19 protein-coding genes are annotated in these 21,018 nt (G+C 46.0%); 17 read left to right on the top strand and 2 right to left on the bottom strand.

Annotated elements, in window-relative coordinates; genetic code table 11:
- Positions 1 to 85 precede the first annotated feature (85 nt).
- The 5 genes from GLV98_RS08605 to GLV98_RS08585 all read left to right on the top strand — a co-directional run bounded on the left by GLV98_RS08605 (position 86) and on the right by GLV98_RS08585 (position 4,114).
- Positions 86 to 2,110 (top strand): ABC transporter permease subunit, encoded by a 2,025-nt coding sequence (locus GLV98_RS08605; RefSeq protein ID WP_160914043.1) that lies wholly within the window; start codon positions 86 to 88, stop codon positions 2,108 to 2,110.
- Positions 2,107 to 2,667, top strand: coding sequence for a GNAT family N-acetyltransferase (locus GLV98_RS08600; RefSeq protein ID WP_160914042.1), 561 nt, complete (start codon positions 2,107 to 2,109; stop codon positions 2,665 to 2,667). Before GLV98_RS08605 ends, GLV98_RS08600 begins: the two co-directional genes overlap by 4 nt.
- Positions 2,668 to 2,756: 89 nt before the next feature.
- Positions 2,757 to 3,299 (top strand): YwhD family protein, encoded by a 543-nt coding sequence (locus GLV98_RS08595; protein WP_160914041.1) that lies wholly within the window; start codon positions 2,757 to 2,759, stop codon positions 3,297 to 3,299.
- A 100-nt stretch (positions 3,300 to 3,399) separates the two neighbouring features.
- Positions 3,400 to 3,627 (top strand): hypothetical protein, encoded by a 228-nt coding sequence (locus GLV98_RS08590; protein ID WP_160914040.1) that lies wholly within the window; start codon positions 3,400 to 3,402, stop codon positions 3,625 to 3,627.
- A 142-nt stretch (positions 3,628 to 3,769) separates the two neighbouring features.
- The gene (locus GLV98_RS08585) at positions 3,770 to 4,114 is read left to right on the top strand and encodes a YolD-like family protein (protein ID WP_237417075.1); all 345 of its coding nucleotides are present in this window, start codon (positions 3,770 to 3,772) and stop codon (positions 4,112 to 4,114) included.
- Positions 4,115 to 4,417: 303 nt separating this feature from the next.
- Here GLV98_RS08585 and GLV98_RS08580 read toward each other — a convergent pair whose 3' ends face one another.
- Complete coding sequence (locus GLV98_RS08580; protein WP_160914039.1) at positions 4,418 to 6,469, bottom strand: transglycosylase domain-containing protein; 2,052 nt, start codon at positions 6,467 to 6,469, stop codon at positions 4,418 to 4,420.
- Between the two features lie 140 nt (positions 6,470 to 6,609).
- On the opposite strand from GLV98_RS08580, the gene speE reads away from it, so the two are divergent.
- The 6 genes from speE (at position 6,610) to GLV98_RS08550 (ending at position 11,990) form a co-directional block, all read left to right on the top strand.
- Positions 6,610 to 7,440: a spermidine synthase gene (gene speE / locus GLV98_RS08575; RefSeq protein ID WP_160914037.1), complete on the top strand. Its 831-nt coding sequence runs from the start codon at positions 6,610 to 6,612 to the stop codon at positions 7,438 to 7,440.
- Positions 7,441 to 7,445: 5 nt separating this feature from the next.
- Complete coding sequence (gene speB / locus GLV98_RS08570) at positions 7,446 to 8,318, top strand: agmatinase (RefSeq protein WP_160914035.1); 873 nt, start codon at positions 7,446 to 7,448, stop codon at positions 8,316 to 8,318.
- A 97-nt stretch (positions 8,319 to 8,415) separates the two neighbouring features.
- Complete coding sequence (locus GLV98_RS08565; protein ID WP_160914033.1) at positions 8,416 to 8,862, top strand: hypothetical protein; 447 nt, start codon at positions 8,416 to 8,418, stop codon at positions 8,860 to 8,862.
- 84 nt (positions 8,863 to 8,946) lie between these two features.
- Positions 8,947 to 9,387 carry a DUF1934 domain-containing protein gene (locus GLV98_RS08560; protein ID WP_160914031.1) on the top strand — a complete coding sequence of 147 codons (441 nt, stop codon included), beginning with the start codon at positions 8,947 to 8,949 and terminating at the stop codon, positions 9,385 to 9,387.
- Positions 9,384 to 11,051 carry an arginine--tRNA ligase gene (gene argS / locus GLV98_RS08555; protein WP_160914029.1) on the top strand — a complete coding sequence of 556 codons (1,668 nt, stop codon included), beginning with the start codon at positions 9,384 to 9,386 and terminating at the stop codon, positions 11,049 to 11,051. Before GLV98_RS08560 ends, argS begins: the two co-directional genes overlap by 4 nt.
- A gap of 759 nt (positions 11,052 to 11,810) precedes the next feature.
- Complete coding sequence (locus tag GLV98_RS08550) at positions 11,811 to 11,990, top strand: XapX domain-containing protein (RefSeq protein ID WP_089654841.1); 180 nt, start codon at positions 11,811 to 11,813, stop codon at positions 11,988 to 11,990.
- Positions 11,991 to 11,995: 5 nt separating this feature from the next.
- Here GLV98_RS08550 and cls read toward each other — a convergent pair whose 3' ends face one another.
- Positions 11,996 to 13,180: a cardiolipin synthase gene (gene cls, locus GLV98_RS08545; RefSeq protein WP_160914027.1), complete on the bottom strand. Its 1,185-nt coding sequence runs from the start codon at positions 13,178 to 13,180 to the stop codon at positions 11,996 to 11,998.
- Positions 13,181 to 13,391: 211 nt separating this feature from the next.
- Between cls and GLV98_RS08540 the strand changes: the two genes are divergently transcribed.
- The 6 genes from GLV98_RS08540 to meaB all read left to right on the top strand — a co-directional run bounded on the left by GLV98_RS08540 (position 13,392) and on the right by meaB (position 21,018).
- Entirely contained in the window at positions 13,392 to 15,524 is a 2,133-nt protein-coding gene (locus GLV98_RS08540; protein ID WP_160914025.1) for a heterodisulfide reductase-related iron-sulfur binding cluster, read from the top strand.
- Positions 15,525 to 15,695: 171 nt separating this feature from the next.
- Positions 15,696 to 16,883 carry an acetyl-CoA C-acetyltransferase gene (locus GLV98_RS08535; RefSeq protein ID WP_160914023.1) on the top strand — a complete coding sequence of 396 codons (1,188 nt, stop codon included), beginning with the start codon at positions 15,696 to 15,698 and terminating at the stop codon, positions 16,881 to 16,883.
- 13 nt (positions 16,884 to 16,896) lie between these two features.
- Positions 16,897 to 17,748, top strand: a complete 852-nt coding sequence (locus GLV98_RS08530) for a 3-hydroxybutyryl-CoA dehydrogenase (RefSeq protein WP_160914021.1) — start codon at positions 16,897 to 16,899, stop codon at positions 17,746 to 17,748.
- A 21-nt stretch (positions 17,749 to 17,769) separates the two neighbouring features.
- Positions 17,770 to 18,915, top strand: coding sequence for an acyl-CoA dehydrogenase (locus GLV98_RS08525; protein ID WP_160914019.1), 1,146 nt, complete (start codon positions 17,770 to 17,772; stop codon positions 18,913 to 18,915).
- Between the two features lie 12 nt (positions 18,916 to 18,927).
- Positions 18,928 to 20,067 carry an acyl-CoA dehydrogenase gene (locus GLV98_RS08520; RefSeq protein ID WP_089654847.1) on the top strand — a complete coding sequence of 380 codons (1,140 nt, stop codon included), beginning with the start codon at positions 18,928 to 18,930 and terminating at the stop codon, positions 20,065 to 20,067.
- Positions 20,068 to 20,079: 12 nt separating this feature from the next.
- Positions 20,080 to 21,018 (top strand): methylmalonyl Co-A mutase-associated GTPase MeaB, encoded by a 939-nt coding sequence (meaB, locus tag GLV98_RS08515; RefSeq protein WP_160914017.1) that lies wholly within the window; start codon positions 20,080 to 20,082, stop codon positions 21,016 to 21,018.

Below are 21,018 nucleotides of genomic sequence, written 5' to 3'. Positions count from 1 at the left end.
ACGATGATGTACACCTTTTTTATTGTATTTTAATGTCAGATAATTGAAAAAACATCAGTCGAAAGTAGAGTGGAGGTCTACGCACATGAGGGTCATTAAATTTTTCGCGTATTACGTGTTCGGTATAGTAGGAATCTTATTAATCAGCACTTCCCCCGCGTTGTTCAGGGGAGGAGCGTTTTTAGATGTAGGAAATTACATAAAAGAGTTGAATCAGCTCCTTGGTTCTGTTGTGAACCCGGGAGATTGGAACTATTTATTTAAAGGACGTCCTGTACCGATTTTTGAACATCTGTGGGATCCTTATCAGTACTCCATGACTGTTTTCTTCGGTGGCATTCTATTAGGTTTCATTCTCGCATTTGCATGCGCTTTCCTTACCGTATTTTTACCGAAATGGCTGCGTTCAGTCGTCGATCGCATCCTTGGTTTGCTCGAGAGTGTACCTGATTTATTGTTGGCTTTTTCCATACAGTTGTTCATCGTATGGTTCTATAAACAAACGGATATACTGCTGATTTCCTTTGCTTCTCTCGGGCAGGGGGAGCAAGTCTACCTGCTTCCGATGATTGCGATTGCCGTCCTGCCTATGGTGACGATGTATAAGATCATCCTCGCATTGATCGAAGAAGAATGGACGAAATCTTATGTGCAGATGGCCAGGGGAAAAGGGTTGGAGAAAGCCGGAATTTTATGTGTACATATTTTTCGGAATATCGGAAAAAGCACGTTCTACCACTCGAAAATCATTGTATGGGGGGCGTTGTCGAGTCTGTTGATCATTGAATATATTTTCAATATGAACGGGATTACGACCGCATTTCTGAATGATTTCCGGCCAGTCGTTTCAAGCTTTATCCTTCTTATGCTGTTTACACCTTTTTATATCATCTATCAGGGCACAGAACTGTTCTTATTTAAGGAAGAGAAAGAGTCGGAAGAAGTCGCTACCCGTATGAACAGTTTTCTAGGATCTGTCTCATTCAAAGGGGGCGGAGGTTGGCTTTCTCATGCGTTATCAGAGATCGGGGCCCATTTTAAAAACATAAAGTTTCTCTTAGGATTTACAGTCATTGCGGGAGCCCTCATTGTAAGTATCGTCTATACCATGACCGCAGAGCCGCTGATTGATCAGTTCCGACTGATCTATGATGATGAAGGGACACTAGTCAGTTCGATGCCACACACACCGGAGTATGTATTTTTGGGTACTGATGCTCTCGGTTTTAGCGTGCTCGACCAAATCCTGGTCGGCGCGAAATACACGATCATTTTCGGTCTTGTTATTGCTTTCCTGCGAATGGCCATCGGATTCCTTTTAGCTATTCCATTTGCTTTCTTTCTACCAAAAAAGATACAGCTCGTCTTTGAAAAGCTTGTGGACAGTATGCACTTTTTACCGATGACGATTATTGCCTTTCTGCTATTGAAGCCGGTTCTATGGATGCCCCCTGGCGGTTTTACAACGACAGAAGCAGAGAGGATCCTTTATCAGGGGATCATTTTGACACTTTTAGCGGTTCCGCTTGTTATAACATTGTTCGGTAATGAGATGAAATTGATTATGAAAGAGGAGTTTGTAACGAGTACAAAGGTGCTTGGCGGCAGTTCTGTTCATTTGTTGTGGAAGCACTTAATGCCGCATTTGAGTGCCCGCATGGGAATTATTTTTGGTCAGCAGTTCATCCAGACGCTGCTTATTTTCATCCACCTGGGCGTATTTGATATTTATTTTGGAGGGACAAAAGTAAGTTATGATTTTGTAGCAGACCCACCCACGAGTACCACATATGAATGGTCCGGGATGATTGGAGCAGCCAAGGATTCGTTGATGACTGGTCGCTGGTGGCTCATTATTCCTACACTCCTTTGTTTCATGGCGATGATTGTCGCGATGCAGTTGATTGTCCAGGGAATTAAGGAAGTTCAGCAGCGCCGTGTCGGTGTACCTGTAGAGCAGAATACATGGTTCAAAAGAATTTTCCGTAATAAAGAAACGCATAGAGGAAAAGCTGTTTCCCTCAAAGAAGCGGATTTTGAGTTTGTACCAGAAAAAAAGAGTACTGATGAACCCCGTGATGGTCATGGATATAGGAGAAAGTCGATATGAATCATATTCCTGTCTTCATAATGGAAGAGATAAAGTTACGAGGACTGAAAATATCCGACGCTCCTTCTTTGTTCCAGTTCATGAGCCAGCCGGATACGATGAAGTACATCACTCCCCATCCTGTCCTATCGTTGGAGGAGATGGAAGCTTATGTAGAAGAAAGCCTGGATGGATTTCGTAAGCAAAAAGAAATTCCGTGGGTGATTGAGGACGGGAGAGGGAAATGCATCGGAATGTTCCGTTTTCACAAATTGAATCTGTGGCATAGAAAGACAGAAATGGGGGCCGTCATTCACCCGGATTACCAAAAGAAAGGGGTTATGACCCAAGTCCTTCAATCAGTTCTCCCTTATGGATTTGATTCGCTTGAGCTAAATCGGATTGTCGGAGACATCTTCGCTGAAAATGAGGGGTCACGAAGGCTCTTGAATAAATTTGGCTTCCGGGAAGAGGGAGTATTGAGGGAAACAGATTTTGATGGAGAGAGATTCCAGGATACTGTGGTGTTTTCCATGCTGAAGAGGGAATATGAGAAGATTAATCAAACGTTTGATTAATTATTCATGAAGCGTCTGTTCTAACAAGAACTGTTTTGTATGTTAAAATGGGACAAAATAAGAGGACGATTGAAGAGGAGGATCGCTTTATGAGAGAGTTCGATCAATTTAAAAACAAAGGCGAAAGCAGCGATAAAAAGAAGAATCAATTCACCATCATTAAAGATGATTCGACGGATGGCCATGGAGGTTATGGTGTCGGTTCCATCAGTTTGGAGAATATGACCCCGGTTATTGTGGACCCTAATGAAGACGAAGCCTATGTCGATATGGGGGCTCTTCACGCGCGTAGTAAAGTTGAAAAACGCATCAAATTCATTACCGATCGTGAAGTCGTTAAAAACGGACTGAAATATTGGATCGCTTGGGTAACGGTCGATCACCAGGAAGGAAAGCCGTGTTATCATGGCGTAGCTGCCAGTGAGATTGTCGTGGACAGGTCCATCAAGCGCGGATACAAATCGATGCCTGAACATGTGAACCACATGGATAAGTCTTTGAAGGGCCGCTTTGTGGTCGATCACCTTGATGAGAAGTCGAAAAAGCTGCTCGGCGGATATTTACGTGACTTTAAACCAGAATTATGGGAGAACACGGCGCAGGAACTGAAAGACTCTCTAGGAGTACAATAATTCACGATGGCAAGCGTATAGCATTGGTACGGAGAGAGGGGAATCTGCAGGGTTTCCCTCTTTCTCATTCGATTTTTTGTAAAAGAAAGGAGTGGCCTTTATGAAAAAGATTCTAGAAGATGATGTGGTGTTTCACTTTGTAATTGCTCTAGTGGGGTTGGTTTCAGGAATTCTTCATTTCTTGTTTAAATGGTCTTTTTATGCGGACCATGAATATTTAACATCAGGTTTATGGTTTATTTCAGGAGCGTTTGTGATTTATGTGAGTTGTATTTTCGTGTTTGGATACCAGAAAAAGGCGAATGCAGGAAACAAAGAAATGGAGTAGGAATTTGAGTACATTCCTTTGCTTGTCTGGATAACCGAGACGTGTGAGGACTGGGGAAGGTTTGGTTCAGTATGAAAATTCCAGTTTACGATTCCCTCTTTTATGATAGAATAAGAACAAACGTTCGTGGTGGAGGGAACCAATGATGGATAACCGGAATCGTGATCGCGGGACGATCAAGTGGACATCGCTCATGTTACCGGAACATGTAGAGATGGTGAAGAAGCTATGGAAAGAAGATCAGCGGGTAGAAAAAGGAATCATGGATGAACAGAAAGCGGTCGAGATCGACTTTCTTTTGCAGCGGGCACTAACGGACAGTCTTACCGTCCAGGTTAGGGTCTACAATGGTTTCGACTATGAAGACATAAGGATGAAGGTCACCCATGTGAACCGAAACAGCCACATCGTAGCAGGAGTGGATGGACAGACAAAAGAGAAGGTCCGCATTCCCTTGGATGATATCGCTGACCTTGCCATTTTGTAAGGTGTTCACGATTTGTTCACAAAATGTTCATGAAAAAAGTGTAAGAATTCAGACGCCGAATCTTGACGAATCAGCGATAAGGGTAATATATTAAGTAACACATGGGTTATACATGTTTACTAGGACAGAGAAAGCGACCGGTTCCCCCGGTCGTTTTCTCTGTCTTTTTTTATTTTGTGAGGAAAGCTGAGTCATTTAAATAAAAAAAGCGAAAGGTCATCCGTTGGAGGATGACCTTTCGCGTCAAAGGAGGCAAGGATCGCCAGAAGAGGCGTGAATCACCCCAAAGCGACCGAAAATGAATTAAAAGAACCAATCAACAACATCTTTGAACCATGGATCATCTTTGAATTCATCATCCACATCCTTGCTTTCGTCTCCGCCGCAAACATTCTCAGGAATATCGGCCTCTTCCATGTACACTAACCGTTCCTGTGGACAGTTGGGACCTGCGACATAGCCGGTTTCCGGATCGATGTAGACCCCTTTCACCCCCGGTGGCGGGATGAAGGCGGCTGTTGGTTCTGTCTCGTGGATTTTCTCCATCGTATCGGCCCATATGGCTTTCGCATACCGGTGGTCGTTGAAGTCTTCGAGTGGCTTGCTGCCTTCGTCATATCCGACCCAAACCCCGGAGACGTATTGAGGGCTGAATCCGATCATCCAGCTGTCGTTGTCGGTGGTTCCGGATTTCCCTCCATACATGCGTGTCAGCTTCCCTTTGATTGGGGTACCTGTAACCGATGCATAATCAGCATCCAAGATCGGATCGAACATACCCGTCATCATGTGGGTCACGGTGAACGCCCGTACCCGATCGACAGCATCGTCTTTATTGTAAGCCGGTTGGTATTCATACAGGACATTCCCGTGTCGGTCGGTGATTTTTGCGATCGTATGCCCCTCTATGGATTCCGTTCCTTTCACCATTTTCCCATAGGCACTCACCATATCGAAAAGAGATATGGAGGAGTATCCTAAGGCGAGGGAGGGGTGTGGTTTGAACGTTTCCTTGACACCAAACGTCTTCATCGTTTTTCCTAATTTTTCAGGTCCGATATCCATGTGGGTCTTCACCGCATATATATTATCGGAAACAGCAAGGGCCTGAGCCATGGAAATCGGTTCTTCTGCATACTGGTCATTGAAATTGGATGGAACATAAGGTTCCGTTTTGCCGTCTACTTCAATCTCAATAGGCTGCGTCTCTTTCATCGTGACAGGAGAGTACCCTTCCGCGAGCGCTGCATAATACAGAAAAGGTTTGATGGTTGAACCGACGGAACGTTTCGCCTGAGTGGCTCTGTTGAATGGACTTTCTCCATAATCTTTACCACCGACAAGGGCAGTGATCGCTCCAGAATGGCTGTTCATAACAGCAGATGCGACTTGGATTTCTTCACTCGCTGGAATATTCCTCTTCACCTGCTCTTCCAAAATCCGTTGATGCTCTTCAATCAGAGTGGTGTGAATATGATAACCGCCTGTCTGCACACTTTCTCTGTCTACTTCAAGCAGCTGGGCCGCTTCTGTAATGACTTGATCCTGAAAATAGAGAGCAACCTCCTGGGTCTCTTCTTCTTCGCCGTCCGCATAGGAAATGCTCGCTTCTACGGCTGCTCTTTTTTCAGAGGAAGTGATATAGCCGTTCTGTTCCATTTCAGCTAGTATTTGCTGTTGTCTTGCTTCTGCTCGCTCGGCGTTCGCCAGTGGTGAATAATAGGTCGGGCCTTTAGGGATGCCGGCTAACATGGAAGCTTCCGTCAAGGTGAGGTCAGCCGCATGTTTATTGAAATATTGCCGGCTTGCGGCTTCGATTCCATAAGCCCCGTGGCCGTAATAAATCGTGTTCAAGTAACCTTCTAATATTTCATCTTTGTTATAAAAAATTTCCAATCGTAAGGCATAGAGAGCTTCGTTAAGTTTACGCTTCCATGTTTTATCATGGGAGAGGTATAGGTTTCTTGCATACTGCTGAGTAATGGTACTGGCCCCTTCGGCCATTCTCATCTGCTTAAGATCCGTAAGCGCAGCTGCTGCAATACGCTTCAAGTCGAAACCGAAGTGGTTATAGAAACGCCGGTCCTCAATAGCTAGTGTCGCGTCTTTGATAGATTCGGGCATTTCCTCTATATTGATCCAGTAACGTTCTTCGGCCCCTTGTTCTTCTCCAATGATTTCCCCGTCCGTCCCATAGAAGACGGTATTCTGTTCAGTCATCAACGATGGAGGACCTTGAGTGATGGCATAAATCAACACACCGATGATTCCGACAATCCCTACGATTGTTCCAAATATGGCGAGTTTCATCCCGCGGGTCGTCCATCTATAAGTTGTTCTGAAAAATGATCGCATTCTTTTATACTCCTAACTGTTACGAATGTATAAAGACTGCTATTATTATGTGAGAATACGTAGTAAAATAAACTTCTTGAGTGAAAACAAACACATATGTGATGAAAGATATTTCATAGATGAAAAAGGAGAAATGCAACATGGGTACATGGTTTACTGAGAAACAGACCGATCATTTCGGGATTACAGCGAAGGTCAATCGCTCCCTGCACAGTGAGAAAACAGACTTTCAAGATTTAGAGATGCTGGAAACAGCGGAGTGGGGGAATATGCTCGTTCTTGATGACATGGTCATGACGACAGAGAAGGATGAATTCGTCTATCACGAAATGGTTGCCCATGTTCCATTGTTTACCCACCCGAATCCGAAGAATGTCCTTGTCGTCGGTGGCGGTGACGGGGGTGTCATTCGTGAAGTGTTGAAGCATGAAAGTGTAGAAAAAGCGACACTTGTGGAGATTGATGGGAAGGTCATCGAGTATTCGAAGAAGTATCTGCCTTCCATTGCCGGGGCGCTAGAAGATGAACGGGTGGAAGTGAAAGTGGATGATGGTTTCATGCACATCGCAAAAAGTGAAAGTGAGTATGATGTCATCATGGTTGATTCCACCGAACCCGTCGGCCCAGCGGTCAATCTTTTTTCCAAAGGGTTCTATGAAGGCATTGCTAAAGCTTTGAAAGAAGATGGCATTTTCGTAGCCCAAACGGATAACCCATGGTTCAAAGCGGATCTGATCCGCCAGGTGTATAGCGACGTGAAAGAGACATTCCCGATCACAAAAGTATATACAGCGAACATTCCGACCTACCCAAGCGGGCTGTGGACGTTTACGATGGGAAGTAAAGTTCATGACCCTCTACAAGTCAAAGAGGAACGTTTTGAAGATATCGATACGAAATATTTCACAGACGAAATTCACCACGCGTGCTTTGCGTTGCCGAAGTTCGTCAAAGATCTCACGAAGGAGTGACCGGCATGCGTTTTGATGAATCTTACTCTGGAAAAGTATTTATCATGAGCCGGGCCACGGAAGAGGAAGCGGATGCTGTCATTTACGGCATGCCGATGGACTGGACCGTCAGCTTTCGCCCGGGGTCGCGCTTCGGCCCGAACCGTATTCGGGAAGCTTCCATTGGGCTGGAAGAGTACAGCCCGTACCTCGATCGTCACCTGGAGGAAGTGAACTATCACGATGCCGGCGATTTGATGCTGCCTTTCGGAAATGCAGCGAGGAGTTTGGATATCATTGAGGGGTATTTGGATGAACTGCTGGAAAAAGGCAAATTCCCCCTAGGTCTTGGGGGAGAGCATCTCGTCACATGGCCTGTCATTCAGGCGATGTATAAAAAACACCCGGACCTCGCCATCATTCATATCGATGCCCACGCGGATCTTCGTGAAGAGTATGAAGGGGAAGTATTGTCCCACTCGACGCCTATTCGGAAGGCATGTGGGTTGATGGGAGCAGAAAATGTCTACTCATTCGGTATCCGTTCCGGCATGCGTGAAGAGTTTCAATATGCGAAAGAGTCCGGTATGCACATGGCCAAGTTCGAAGTGCTGGAACCTTTGAAAAAAGTGCTCCCTGAACTGGCTGGCCGTCCCGTGTACGTTACGATTGATATCGATGTACTCGATCCTGCGTTCGCCCCTGGCACAGGGACAGCAGAAGCAGGCGGCATCTCGTCGAAAGAACTGCTTGCAAGCATCCATGCGATAGCCGGCAGTGATTTGAACATCGTAGGAGCCGACCTTGTTGAAGTCGCTCCAGCGTATGACCCGACAGAGAAGACGCAGATTGCAGCGAGCAAGTTCATCCGCGAAATGCTTTTAGGGTTCGTCAAATAAATGATAGAATGGAACAAGCCGCTGTGAGAGGTCTTCATAGTGGCTTTTCTATATGGATCGACTACATGAAAAGACACGATACAAAGGAGCTTTTGTTTTGGATAAAAAGACGATGGGAGTAGCAGCAATTTATGTATTGATCATGATTCCACTGCTGCTTCTCACTTACGGAGCAAACTGGAACCCCTCCAACATCTCGTATGAGTTGAATGGAGATATGCTTGTCATTAACGAAGGAATAGGGGGAGAGGAAGTCGCGGAGGTGAATGTGGAAGACCGAATGAACGACCTTCTGCAGTTCACTTTGGCTGTCTCTCTGGAAAATAAACAGTGGAAAACAGACGTATGGGTGATCGGACTCTTGCTTCCATTCTTACTTTTCGCGATTGTCCCGGACCGCCGTCCATTCAAAAAAAATCTATCCTTCAAGTGGTACTTGACGATTGTTTTGGCTATCCTAGTTCTATATGCGGCTTATTCGATTCCTAATCATCTCGCCCAAGTGAAGGAAGTCCATGAGTACGTCAACCTTCTGCTACAATGATACTTGCGTTTTTCTGTTCGAATTCTTATAATATATTAGTTATATCTTGTACGTAAAAATGGCGATAGAAAAGGTGGAGGGAAAATGCCAAGTCACGCAAAAGATGTCCAGGTGCAGCTTGTTACGGAAATACAGGATGGGGATCGTAAAGAGACGATGAAGATCCAGGAACCGGGACAGTTTTTCAAACGAGGCGATACGCAAGTGCTCACCTTTATCGAGCACCCGGAAGATGGAGAACCGGTCAGTACGATGGTGACGGTCAAACCAGAACATGTCAGCATCAAACGGAGCGGTGGCGTGGAAATGCGCCAGGTTTTCCAGACATCCACGGAAACAGAAAATTTATATCACCATACGTATGGTGATTTTCATATGAAGACACTTACAGATAAAGTGGAATTCCGTTCTTTGGAAGAATCCACACAAGGCCGACTGTATTTAAGTTATACCATGACTTTAAACCATGAAGTGACTCAAGCCCACCGCTTGACGTTGACGTTTGAGGAGGAGAGCGATTCATGAATATCGTTGAACAAATGGAACAGAAACTGAAGGATGAAATCGTACGCTCAGTCCTAGCTGCCGAACTGGCATCCGAGGAAGAGATGCCTGAAGTGATTCTTGAGCAGCCGAAAGATAAAACGCACGGAGATTATGCCACGAACATGGCGATGCAGTTGGCGCGCGTAGCCAAAAAGAATCCACGTGCCATCGCGACCGATCTCGTAGAGCAGTTCGACAAGTCCAAAGCATCCATCGAGAAAATTGAAATTGCTGGACCAGGGTTCATTAACTTTTACATGAACAATCAGTATCTGACTGAATTGGTTCCTACGATTCTGAATGCTGGAGAAGAGTATGGACGTAGCAAGAGTGGAGAAGGACACAAAATTCAGGTGGAGTTCGTTTCTGCCAACCCGACAGGTACGCTTCACTTAGGGCACGCACGTGGCGCAGCGGTCGGTGATTCCCTATGCAACGTGTTGGATGCTGCAGGGTACGATGTGTCCCGTGAATACTACATTAATGATGCTGGGAACCAAATGGCGAATTTGGCAAAATCCCTGGAAGCCCGCTATATGCAAAATCTCGGAAAAGAGTGGAGCATGCCTGAAGATGGCTATCAGGGCCAGGATATCATTGGCTTAGCTGAAAAGCTTGTCAGTGAAGATGGTGAAAAATGGGTCGATGTTGCGGAAGAAGAGCGCCTTCAGTTCTTCCGTGAGTACGGATTGAAGTTCCTCTTGGATAAAATCAAAACAGACTTGGAAGAATTCCGTGTCCCATTTGATGAATGGTTCTCTGAGACATCCCTTTATAACGACGATCAGATCACAGATGCTCTTGCCGTATTAAAAGACCAAGGGTATGTGTTCGAAAAAGATGATGCGACATGGTTTGAAACGATGAAGTTCGGGGATGACAAGAATCGCGTACTCATTAAGAATGACGGAACGTACACGTACTTGACGCCGGATATCGCTTACCACAAAAACAAATTGGATCGTGGTTTTGATACACTGATCAATATTTGGGGAGCCGATCACCATGGATACATTCCTCGTATGAAAGCGGCCATCCAGGCGCTTGGTTACGAAAAAGATACGCTGGAAGTAGAAATCATTCAAATGGTGAACTTGTTCCAAGACGGTGAAAAGGTGAAAATGAGTAAGCGTACAGGAAAAGCGGTCACCCTTCGTGAACTGATGGAAGAGGTCGGAATCGATGCCATGCGTTACTTCTTCTCTATGCGCTCCAGTGATTCTCATCTGGACTTTGACATGGACCTTGCTCGTTCAGAGTCGAACGAAAATCCTGTGTATTACGTACAATACGCTCATGCCCGTATTTGTACAATGCTGAAGCAGGCAGAAGAAAAGGGTCTAGTGAAAGATTCTTATGACGGAAGCTATCTTACAGCTGAGAAAGAAGAAGACCTTCTCAAGCGTCTCGGAGAATTCCCGCAAGTGGTGTCGGATGCTGCAGAAAAACGCACGCCACACCGCGTAACTCAGTATGCGTTCGATCTCGCATCGAACCTGCACAGCTTTTACAATGCCGTCAAAGTGCTGGACGATGAAAATCCAGAACTGACAGCAGCAAGAATTGCCTTGATGAAAGCTGTCCGTACAACACTGAATAATGCACTTCGTTTAATCGGAGTTTCTGCACCAAACCAAATGTAATTCCATATACTAGGAAAAGGGCGTCTTTGCTAATAGAGCAGGGGCGCTCTTTTTCTATATCTAGATATGAAGGTACTATATTGCTGAAGTATATGTCAGGATACTTTAAGACTCAGTTTCGAGATGTTATTGAGAGTTTAGGGGCTGCGGGAAAAGGTTCGCTTTCCATGGGGCGGGCGATGAGCCTCCTCAGGCTACGCCTCCCGGGGTCTCATCTGTCCCGCACACCCCATAGGAGTCTCACCGTTTCCCTCCGCCCCTTGGTTATATGAGGTTCTCGAAACCCTTCCTAAAGGATTCTAACGAGTTGGGTAATGGAATCCTGCTCCAATACTCCGTTATAGTAGTTTCAACCATTGGACCTGAACGAATTAGGCTAGGGAACAGGGTCTGGGAAACGTCCGCATGTAAACCTAAAGGAGACACGAACGTGTGTGTTTTTCTACAAACTGAACCAAAACACTGCAAATCGTCGTTTTTGGCAAGGGATTCATCATTCATTATTTCAACCAGACAAGGCTTTCTTAAGAGCTACTTGGGAGGTGCTCCTTGCGCTACCGCGGAAACGAGCTATTCCCCGTAGCCCCATTAACTCAACAAAAGCCTCGAAACTGAGTCTTCCACAATTGCGAGCTTATATGAGAATCTATTGTGTTATTAGGTGGAGGGATTTCGTAACATAAAAAGAAGCTTGCATGACAAGGCGCATGCAAGCAAAAACTATTTCTGTATCATACATATCGAAAGGTTGTGGAAAAGGTGAAAGAAGTCATTCTCGCATTGATTACAGGATTTATTGTTGGACTGGTTTTTGCAGGTTTCAAGTTGCCGATCCCAGCGCCGCCTGCTTTCGCTGGGGTTGCAGGAATCATCGGGATCTACCTTGGCTTTAAAGTCATGGCATGGGCGGGTCCGATGTTCGCTGAATTTTTCAAGTGAAAGAATTATAAGAAAGGCCTCAACAATACGGCGATTCTTTGGTTCAGGCGGGTCGTGAATGAGCGGCGCTTGAGCCAGTGTTCATCGAAGGCTATGGCATCAGCGGCATCTTCGAAGTAAGCGGCTCTCAAGTCACTGATGAAGTCTTCATCATACACATAGGTGTTGACTTCCTTGTTCAAAAAGAAGCTTCGGCGGTCGAAATTGGCCGTTCCAATATCGGCAAATGTTCCGTCGATGACGATGATTTTAGAATGGTAAAAGCCTGCATCAAACAAACGGATGGTAGCTCCCTTGTGATAAAGCTCTTTTAAATAAGGGATGGCTGCTGGCTTTACAAATGGATGGTCGGCCTTCATTGGAATCATGATGTGAAGCTCGACCCCTCGGTCAATCGCCTGCTTTAAGTCATGTTGTAATCTGGGTGTCGGAATGAAATAGGGGGTGCCGATCAGGATTTCTTTTTGTGCAGAATGGATCATCTTCGCAAATTCTTTCTCAAGCTCAACCCCGTCGGTCGCCAGAATATTCATTTTATATTCTCCATCATCAGAAGGCTCACAAGGTGGAAGTTTTTCTCCTGAAGCCAGGTACCAGTCATCCAGCATGACCTTGTGAATTTGTGAAACGACGGGACCTGTTAAGCGCAGGTGATAATCTCTCCAGTCTCCGAATTTTGCTGATTCTCCGATATAATTCTTTCCAATGTTGAAACCACCCAAATATCCTACTTTTCCGTCAATAACTGTTATTTTTCTATGATTTCTTCTATTTAATCGATAAAAAAAGAAGGGGAATCGGGGAGTTTCGGCGAAATAGAAGGCAACCCCTGCGTCTTTTAATTTCTTTCTGGCAGCTTTATTGATTTTGTACCCTCCGAGCCTGTCGACAAGCAGACGGACAGGAACACCGTTTCGTGCCTTGTTTTTCAGGACATCTAAGAAATTCTCACTAATATAATCGTTATCGATCAAGTAGAAGTAGACGTCGACTTGTTTTTCCGCTTCGGAAATTTCCTGAAACATCTGTTCATAAAGAACCGAACCGTTCTTATAAAGTTTATAGTTCCCGCGCGTTTCAGGAAGTGGGAGGGGCCGTGGTTTTTTTCTATGTGCCGCCCGTCCCATTTTGAAATCAATAAATAGTAAGAATACAAATAAAATGATGAATAGAATGATTGTGACGAGCATCTTTCGTCCCTCCTTAAAAATACCTTCCTGTTAGTTTCCCCGATTTTATAGGTTTCAAAAGGAAAAACAAGAAAATATGTTGACTGAATGCTCATTCATAATTTATAGTAAAGCTATAAGATTCAGAAAATTATAAGATTAATTGTCGATTTTCTGATCGGAGAAAAGGGAAGTCGCCATCGCGCGACAACAACAAAGAGGGGGAGAACCAATGAATCCGTTGTTGGTGGCAAACTGGATTTTATTCCTTGGCGTCCTTGTCTACGGCCTGTACTTGTTCGTCCGTGTCGTTCAGACCCGTGTCGCTTACATTAAACTGGGGAAAAAATTCGAATATGACAGACAGCTGAAGAGGCGTTTACAGAAGATTTGGATTTACGTATTCGGACAAAAGAAGCTATTGAAAGATAAAAAGTCGGGCATCATCCACGTCATGATGTTTTATGGATTCATCCTCGTCCAATTCGGGGCGATCGACTTTATTTGGAAGGGACTAGCTCCAGATTCTCATCTGCCTTTAGGACCTTTCTATCCAGGGTTTACATTCTTCCAGGAAATCGTGACACTGACCATCCTTGTCGCTGTCATTTGGGCGTTCTACCGTCGTTATATCGAAAAATTGGTTCGCTTGAAGCGCGGCTTTAAAGCGGGTCTTGTCCTTATTTTTATCGGAACATTGATGGTCACCGTACTTGTAGGAAATGGTATGGGTCTCATCTGGCATGGTCATGAAGGAGCATGGACAGAACCCGTTGCGTCCGGAATTGCAAGCGCTTTCGGCTGGCTGCCTCCTGCTGCAGCTGCGACTGTGTTCTTCATCATGTGGTGGATTCACTTGCTTATCCTGCTTACATTCATGGTTTATGTACCTCAATCGAAACACGCACACCTGATTGCTGCACCCGTCAACGTGTTCTTGAGCCGTGAAGAACCACCAGGGAAACTGAAACCGATTGACTTTGAAATCGACGAAGATGCGGATGAAGAAGACGTATCCTTCGGAGTTGGAAAAATCGAAGACTTCAATCAGCTGCAGATGATCGATTTTTATGCCTGTGTCGAATGTGGACGCTGTACCAATGTTTGTCCTGCTTCAGGCTCAGGAAAGATGCTTTCGCCGATGGATTTAATTGTGAAGCTGAGAGACCATCTGACAGAAAAAGGAGCGGCTGTGACCGGCCAATCTCCATGGGTACCCGCTTATGCGTTTTCGGGAACAGAAGGAAATACGCTCGCACAAATGTCCCGATCCCAAGGGTCAGATGAAGCAGCAGCTACACTTGATGCAGTGAACAATAAGAGTTTAATCGGAGATGTCATCACAGAAGAAGAGCTTTGGGCATGTACCACTTGCCGTAATTGTGAAGACGCCTGCCCGGTCATGAATGAACACGTCGATAAAATCATCGACCTTCGCCGTTACTTGGTTTTGACGGAAGGAAAGATGGATGCCGATGGACAGCGTGCAATGATGAACATCGAGCGTCAAGGTAACCCGTGGGGACTTTCTAAGAAAGAACGTGAAGACTGGAGACAGTTGGATGAGGACGTTCAAATCCCTACCGTGAAAGAATTGAAGAAATCAGGAGAAGAATTCGAATACTTATTCTGGGTCAGCTCAATGGGATCTTACGATAATCGCAGCCAGAAAATTGCGATGGCTTTTGCGAAACTGATGAATGCGGCGGATATTAAGTTCGCTATTCTTGGTAACAAAGAGCAAAACTCCGGGGATACGGCCCGTCGTATGGGGAACGAATTCCTTTTCCAGGAGCTTGCAGAAAAGAATATGAAAGAATTCGAAAAACATAACGTGAAGAAAATCATTACGATCGATCCGCACGCCTATAACATTTTCAAAAATGAGTATCCGGACTTCGGACTTGAAGCGGAAGTCTACCACCATACAGAAATGCTTGCCGAATGGTTGAAAGAGGGTCGCTTGAAACCAGAAGGAGTCGTGAAAGAGAAAATCACGTATCACGACAGCTGCTACCTCGGCCGCTACAACGAAGTGTATCAGCCGCCGCGTGAAGTGCTTGAAATGATTCCTGGCGTCGAAGTTGTGGAAATGAAGCGTAACCGTTCCAACGGCATGTGCTGTGGAGCCGGAGGCGGAATGATGTGGATGGAAGAGAAGTCCGGAAACCGCGTCAACGTCGCCCGTACCGAACAGGCGCTTGAAGTAGAACCGACGATGATCTCCAGTGGATGTCCATTCTGTCTGACGATGCTATCCGATGGAACAAAAGCGAAAGAAGTAGAAGAGGAAGTCAGCACAATGGATATTGCAGAAATCCTGGCGAAATCCATGTTTGATAAAACCGAAGAGAAGACCGCTTGATCAAACGTTTGACCAATATTATGACCGTCGAAAATGCCCGTTAAAAGAAAAAATAGTATGAAAATTGTGGAAAGTGTACAGCATTTTATGTACACTTTCCTTATGGGACGATTTTGAGCGAGCGTTCAATCGTCAATTTTGAAAGCGTTATCAATAAGAGGAGGAATAAACATGCGTAAAACTGTAATTGTCGCCGGAGCCCGTACCCCTTTTGGAAAATTCGGAGGATCCCTTGCACCTTTGACAGCTGCCAAGCTTGGAGGAATTGCTATCAAGGCAGCTTTGGAACGTGCGAACGTAAAAGCAGAAGATGTGGATGAAGTCATTATGGGGACCGTCCTCCAGGGCGGACAGGGGCAGCTGCCTTCCCGACAGGCTTCAAGAGAAGCTGGTATCCCTTGGGATGTAAAAACAGAAACCGTCAATAAAGTTTGTGCCTCTGGTATGCGAAGTGTGACGATGGGTGATCAGTTCATCCGCTTAGGGGAAGAGGACATCATCGTTGCTGGTGGAATGGAAAGCATGAGCAATGCTCCCTATTTCATGCCGAAAGCCCGATGGGGATTCCGTATGGGCGACGGTGCCGTCAAAGATATGATGGTGCATGATGGATTGACTTGCTCTTTTGAAAACGTCCATATGGGGAACTACGGAAACCGGACGGCTGAAGAATTTGAATTAACGAGAGAAGCGCAGGATGAATGGGCTTATCAAAGCCATCAACGAGCCGTTAAAGCGATAGAAGAAGGCAAGCTTGGGGAAGAAATCACGGCTGTCGAAGTCCCTCAAAGAAAAGGCGATCCGAGAGTCGTCGATACAGATGAGGCGCCAAGAAAAGATACGACAGTCGAGGCCCTGGCAAAACTTCGTCCTGTTTTTGATCAAACAGGAACCATCACGGCAGGGAATGCACCTGGGGTCAACGACGGAGCTTGTGCCATGCTGCTCATGTCTGATGAAAAAGCGGAAGAATTAGGTGCGGACACGCTGGCTACGATTCTCGCGCATGATGAAATTGCGGTGGAAGCTCAGGACTTCCCACAGACGCCTGGACTTGTCATTAATAAACTGTTGAAAAAAGCCGGGAAATCCATAGAAGAGATTGATCTATTTGAAGTGAATGAAGCTTTTGCTGCCGTTTCCCTAGCCAGTGGCAAGATTGCAGGGCTGGATCACGAGAAAGTGAACGTCAACGGTGGTGCTGTTGCGCTGGGACACCCGATTGGAGCGAGTGGTGCGCGTATTCTTCTCACGCTTGCTCACGAATTGAAGCGCCGCGGCGGCGGTCTTGGAATCGCAGCGATTTGTTCTGGCGGAGGTCAAGGAGACGCCGTATTGATCGAGGTACCGAAACAATAAGGAGGAATACAGGATGACAATCAATCAAGTCATGGTCATAGGAGCAGGTCAGATGGGTGCGGGAATTGCCCAGGTCTTTGCTCAGGCCGGATTGAACGTAAAAATGAATGACATGAGCCAGGATGCCTTGGATCAAGGCCTTGCAGGCATTGAAAAGCGCCTGAAGCGAGCGGTTGAAAAAGGAAAAATGACCGAAGAAGATCAAAAGGCAGCATATGGACGCTTAGAGACAACGACCAACTTGAAGGACGCCTCTGACTGTGACCTTGTTGTGGAGGCTGTCGTTGAGAACATGGATGTGAAGGTGAGCGTTTTCCAACAACTGGATGAAATTACCCCTTCACATGCCATTTTGGCAACGAATACATCATCCTTACCGATTACAGAGATTGCTGCGGCGACCAAACGTCCAGATCAGGTCATCGGTATGCATTTCATGAACCCTGTACCGGTCATGAAGTTAGTGGAAATCATACGTGCCATCCAAACGAGTGATGAAACGTACCAGGCGATTGAGGATATGACGAAACAATTGGAAAAAACGCCTGTAGAGGTGGAGGATTTTCCAGGATTCGTCTCCAATCGTATTTTAATGCCGATGATCAACGAAGCGATTTATACGGTTCACGAAGGAGTAGCATCGCCCGAAGATGTGGATGCCGTCATGAAACTCGGTATGAATCACCCGATGGGGCCACTTACGCTTGCGGACTTTATCGGCCTTGATACGTGTTTATATATCATGGAAGTCCTTCATGAAGGATTTGGAGACAGCAAATACCGTCCATGCCCGCTTCTACGTAAATATGTCAAAGCAGGCTGGCTCGGGAAGAAATCTGGACGCGGTTTTTACACCTACGATTAACGTGTAAAGGGGAGAACGAGAATGAATTTGCAGTTCACGGATGAACAGGAAATGATGAGGAAAATGGTTCGCGATTTTGCTGAAAAAGAGGTGGCTCCTGCTGTGGAGCGGATGGAGAAGGAAGATCGGTTCCCTTCTGAGTTGCTACCGAAGATGGGAGAGCTCGGGTTGATGGGGGTGCCGATTCCGGAAAAGTACGGCGGCGCTGAGATGGATTACATCTCCTATATCATCGCGATTCACGAAATCTCGAAGGTGAGTGCAACACTCGGAGTCATTCTATCTGTCCACACCTCTGTCGGCACGAACCCTATCTTATACTTCGGTACAGAAGAACAGAAAAACAAATACATTCCGAAACTGGCATCAGGTGAATATTTAGGAGCATTCGCACTGACAGAACCGAGTGCGGGTTCCGACGCCAGCAGCCTGAAAACGCGAGCGGTAAAGCAAGGGGACCATTACATTCTCAACGGTTCTAAAGTGTTCATCACCAACGGAGGAAATGCAGATACATTCATCGTTTTCGCCCGTACGAATCCGGATGTGGAAACAAAGAGAGGGTTGAGTGCGTTTATTGTAGAGCGGGACACCCCTGGCTTTTCCATTGGAAAGGCAGAGAAAAAGATGGGGCTGCACGGTTCCAGTACTGTTTCGCTGAACTTTGACCAATGTGAAGTTCCCGTTTCACAACGACTTGGAGAAGAAGGGGAAGGGTATAAAATTGCACTTGCCAATTTGAACATAGGACGAATCGGCATTGCCGCCCAGTCCCTTGGAATCGCGGAAGCGGCACTTGAACATGCCATCTCTTATGCCAAAGAACGGGAGCAGTTCGGGCGTCCCATCGCCCATTTGCAAGGCGTATCGTTCAAGCTTGCCGATATGGCTACAGAAGTGGAAGCGTCTAAATTGCTCGTATATAACGCGGCTTCTTTACAAGCAGCCGGCAAAAAGTGTGGAAAAGAAGTGTCCATGGCCAAACTGATGGCATCAAAAACCGCAGTGAAAGCGTCGATTGAAGCTGTGCAGGTTCATGGCGGATACGGTTTTACCGAAGATTATGCGGTTGAACGCTTTTTCAGGGACGCCAAAGTTTGTGAAATATATGAAGGTACAAGTGAAATCCAAAAAATCGTCATAGGCAATCATCTGATCAGAGACTAGGAGGATCACAGAATGAATTTTACTTTAACAGAAGAACAAGAAATGCTTAGAAAAATGGTTCGCGATTTTGCCAAGAATGAAGTGGAACCAACAGCTGCTGAAAGGGACGAGGAGGAACGCTTCGATCGTGAGATCTTCGATAAGATGGCAGAGCTTGGTTTGACGGGGATTCCATGGCCGGAGGAGTATGGCGGCATCGGATCCGATTTTGTCAGTTATGTGATTGCAGTGGAAGAGCTTTCCCGTGTCTGTGCTTCAACAGGAGTCACCCTTTCTGCGCACATTTCTTTAGCAAGCTGGCCAATCTATAAATTCGGAACAGAAGAACAGAAGCAAAAGTATTTGACTCAACTCGCTTCAGGAGAAGCACTGGGCGCTTACGCCTTGTCTGAACCAGGAGCAGGGAGTGATGTGTCTTCCATGCGTACACAGGCAAAACTTGACGGCGACCATTATGTGCTGAACGGAAGTAAAGTATGGATTACGAATGGCGGCGTTGCGGATATCTACGTTGTTTTTGCCAAAACAGACCCGAATGAAGGCAACCGTGGCATTAGTGCGTTCATCGTAGAAAAAGATACACCTGGATTCACGACAGGGAAGAAAGAGAAGAAGCTCGGCATCCGTTCTTCTCCGACAACAGAATTGATCTTTGAAGATTGTAAGATACCTAAAGAAAACTTGCTCGGCGAAGAAGGTAAAGGGTTCAAAGTGGCGATGATGACCCTTGATGGAGGTCGTAACGGCATTGCCGCTCAGGCCGTTGGAATTGCGCAAGGGGCACTGGATGAATCCGTCAACTATGCCAAAGAGCGTGAACAATTCGGCAAGCCAATCGCTCATCTGCAGGGAATTTCTTTCAAGCTCGCCGATATGGCAACAGAAATTGAAGCCTCTCGTTTGCTCACTTACCAGGCGGCTTACTTAGAGTCGGAAGGACTGCCTTATTCCAAGGCTTCCGCGATGGCCAAATTGTTTGCTGGAGATACAGCGATGAAAGTGACGACAGAAGCCGTACAGGTTCACGGAGGTTATGGCTACACGAAAGATTATCCTGTCGAGCGTTACATGCGTGACGCGAAAATCACTCAAATCTATGAAGGAACACAAGAAATCCAAAGGCTCGTTGTCGGCCGAATGGTCACCCAATAGAAGGTCTGCATGATGCATCCACTGGCTGAGCGAATTCAAAAGCAGGATATGAGGGCGTTGGCCCGAGCGATTACGTTGATCGAAAACGACGATGAAGAAAAACTCTCGCTGATGAGTGATGTTTTTTCGATACAAAAACAGGCGCATTACATTGGCATTACAGGTTCACCAGGAGCGGGGAAAAGCTCGCTCATCAATCAATTGCTCACCTATTTAAGACAGCAGGGCCTTACAGTCGCTGTCATAGCGGTCGATCCTACCAGTCCATTCAGTGGAGGAGCACTGCTTGGTGATCGCACGAGGATGAACCAGCATTTTCTTGACCCTGGCATCTTTATAAGAAGCATGGCGACAAGAGGAAGCCTCGGTGGTTTAGCGCGGGCGACAAAAGACAGTATCCGTGTATGTGATGCTTACGGCTTTGATGTCGTCCTCGTTGAAACGGTCGGTGTCGGTCAGTCTGAGCTCGATATTATGAAAGTCGTAGATACGACAGGGCTGGTGCTGACACCGAATAGTGGAGATGTACTGCAAATTTTCAAAGCAGGGATTATGGAAATTGCCGACCTATTCATCATCAACAAAGCAGACTTACCGGGAGTAAGAAAATTAAAATCTACACTTGAAGAATACATGATGATTGTACAACCGGAAGGATGGGAACCGCCGATTGTTCAAACGATCTCGACCGAAGCCAAAGGGATGGCGGAACTCTACGAAAGTATGAAAAGCCATCGTGAATTTTTGTATGAGACGAACAAAGGGGCGGAGCGTCGTAAACAACAGCTGCAGCTTGAGGTGTACGATTTGATCCGGGAAGAAATTTGGCGTGAAGTTAAGGGTGAGATTGAAAAAGACGCACAGAAGCTTGAATCTTTTCAAAACCCGGATGCGGATCCTTATGAACTGGCCAGATCCTGGTTTCGTGAATGGGTAAGGAAGGGGGAGTGA

It is taken from the genome of Halobacillus litoralis, from assembly GCF_009856415.1.
Lineage (GTDB): Bacteria > Bacillota > Bacilli > Bacillales > Halobacillaceae > Halobacillus > Halobacillus litoralis_C.
The sequence above is the reverse complement of the archived record's forward strand: the minus strand, read 5'-3'. Positions and strand labels throughout refer to the sequence as shown.

Excerpts from the sequence above, each read along its gene's own strand:
- GLV98_RS08595 (WP_160914041.1), top strand. The coding sequence starts at position 2,757 with ATGAGAGAGTTCGATCAATTTAAAAACAAAGGCGAAAGCAGCGATAAA.
- speE (WP_160914037.1), top strand. The coding sequence starts at position 6,610 with ATGGGTACATGGTTTACTGAGAAACAGACCGATCATTTCGGGATTACA.
- GLV98_RS08540 (WP_160914025.1), top strand. The coding sequence starts at position 13,392 with ATGAATCCGTTGTTGGTGGCAAACTGGATTTTATTCCTTGGCGTCCTT.
- GLV98_RS08520 (WP_089654847.1), top strand. The coding sequence starts at position 18,928 with ATGAATTTTACTTTAACAGAAGAACAAGAAATGCTTAGAAAAATGGTT.
- GLV98_RS08585 (WP_237417075.1), top strand. The coding sequence starts at position 3,770 with ATGATGGATAACCGGAATCGTGATCGCGGGACGATCAAGTGGACATCG.
- meaB (WP_160914017.1), top strand. The coding sequence starts at position 20,080 with ATGCATCCACTGGCTGAGCGAATTCAAAAGCAGGATATGAGGGCGTTG.
- argS (WP_160914029.1), top strand. The coding sequence starts at position 9,384 with ATGAATATCGTTGAACAAATGGAACAGAAACTGAAGGATGAAATCGTA.
- GLV98_RS08560 (WP_160914031.1), top strand. The coding sequence starts at position 8,947 with ATGCCAAGTCACGCAAAAGATGTCCAGGTGCAGCTTGTTACGGAAATA.
- cls (WP_160914027.1), bottom strand. The coding sequence starts at position 13,180 with ATGCTCGTCACAATCATTCTATTCATCATTTTATTTGTATTCTTACTA.
- speB (WP_160914035.1), top strand. The coding sequence starts at position 7,446 with ATGCGTTTTGATGAATCTTACTCTGGAAAAGTATTTATCATGAGCCGG.
- GLV98_RS08530 (WP_160914021.1), top strand. The coding sequence starts at position 16,897 with ATGACAATCAATCAAGTCATGGTCATAGGAGCAGGTCAGATGGGTGCG.
- GLV98_RS08580 (WP_160914039.1), bottom strand. The coding sequence starts at position 6,469 with ATGCGATCATTTTTCAGAACAACTTATAGATGGACGACCCGCGGGATG.
- GLV98_RS08535 (WP_160914023.1), top strand. The coding sequence starts at position 15,696 with ATGCGTAAAACTGTAATTGTCGCCGGAGCCCGTACCCCTTTTGGAAAA.
- GLV98_RS08605 (WP_160914043.1), top strand. The coding sequence starts at position 86 with ATGAGGGTCATTAAATTTTTCGCGTATTACGTGTTCGGTATAGTAGGA.
- GLV98_RS08525 (WP_160914019.1), top strand. The coding sequence starts at position 17,770 with ATGAATTTGCAGTTCACGGATGAACAGGAAATGATGAGGAAAATGGTT.
- GLV98_RS08590 (WP_160914040.1), top strand. The coding sequence starts at position 3,400 with ATGAAAAAGATTCTAGAAGATGATGTGGTGTTTCACTTTGTAATTGCT.
- GLV98_RS08600 (WP_160914042.1), top strand. The coding sequence starts at position 2,107 with ATGAATCATATTCCTGTCTTCATAATGGAAGAGATAAAGTTACGAGGA.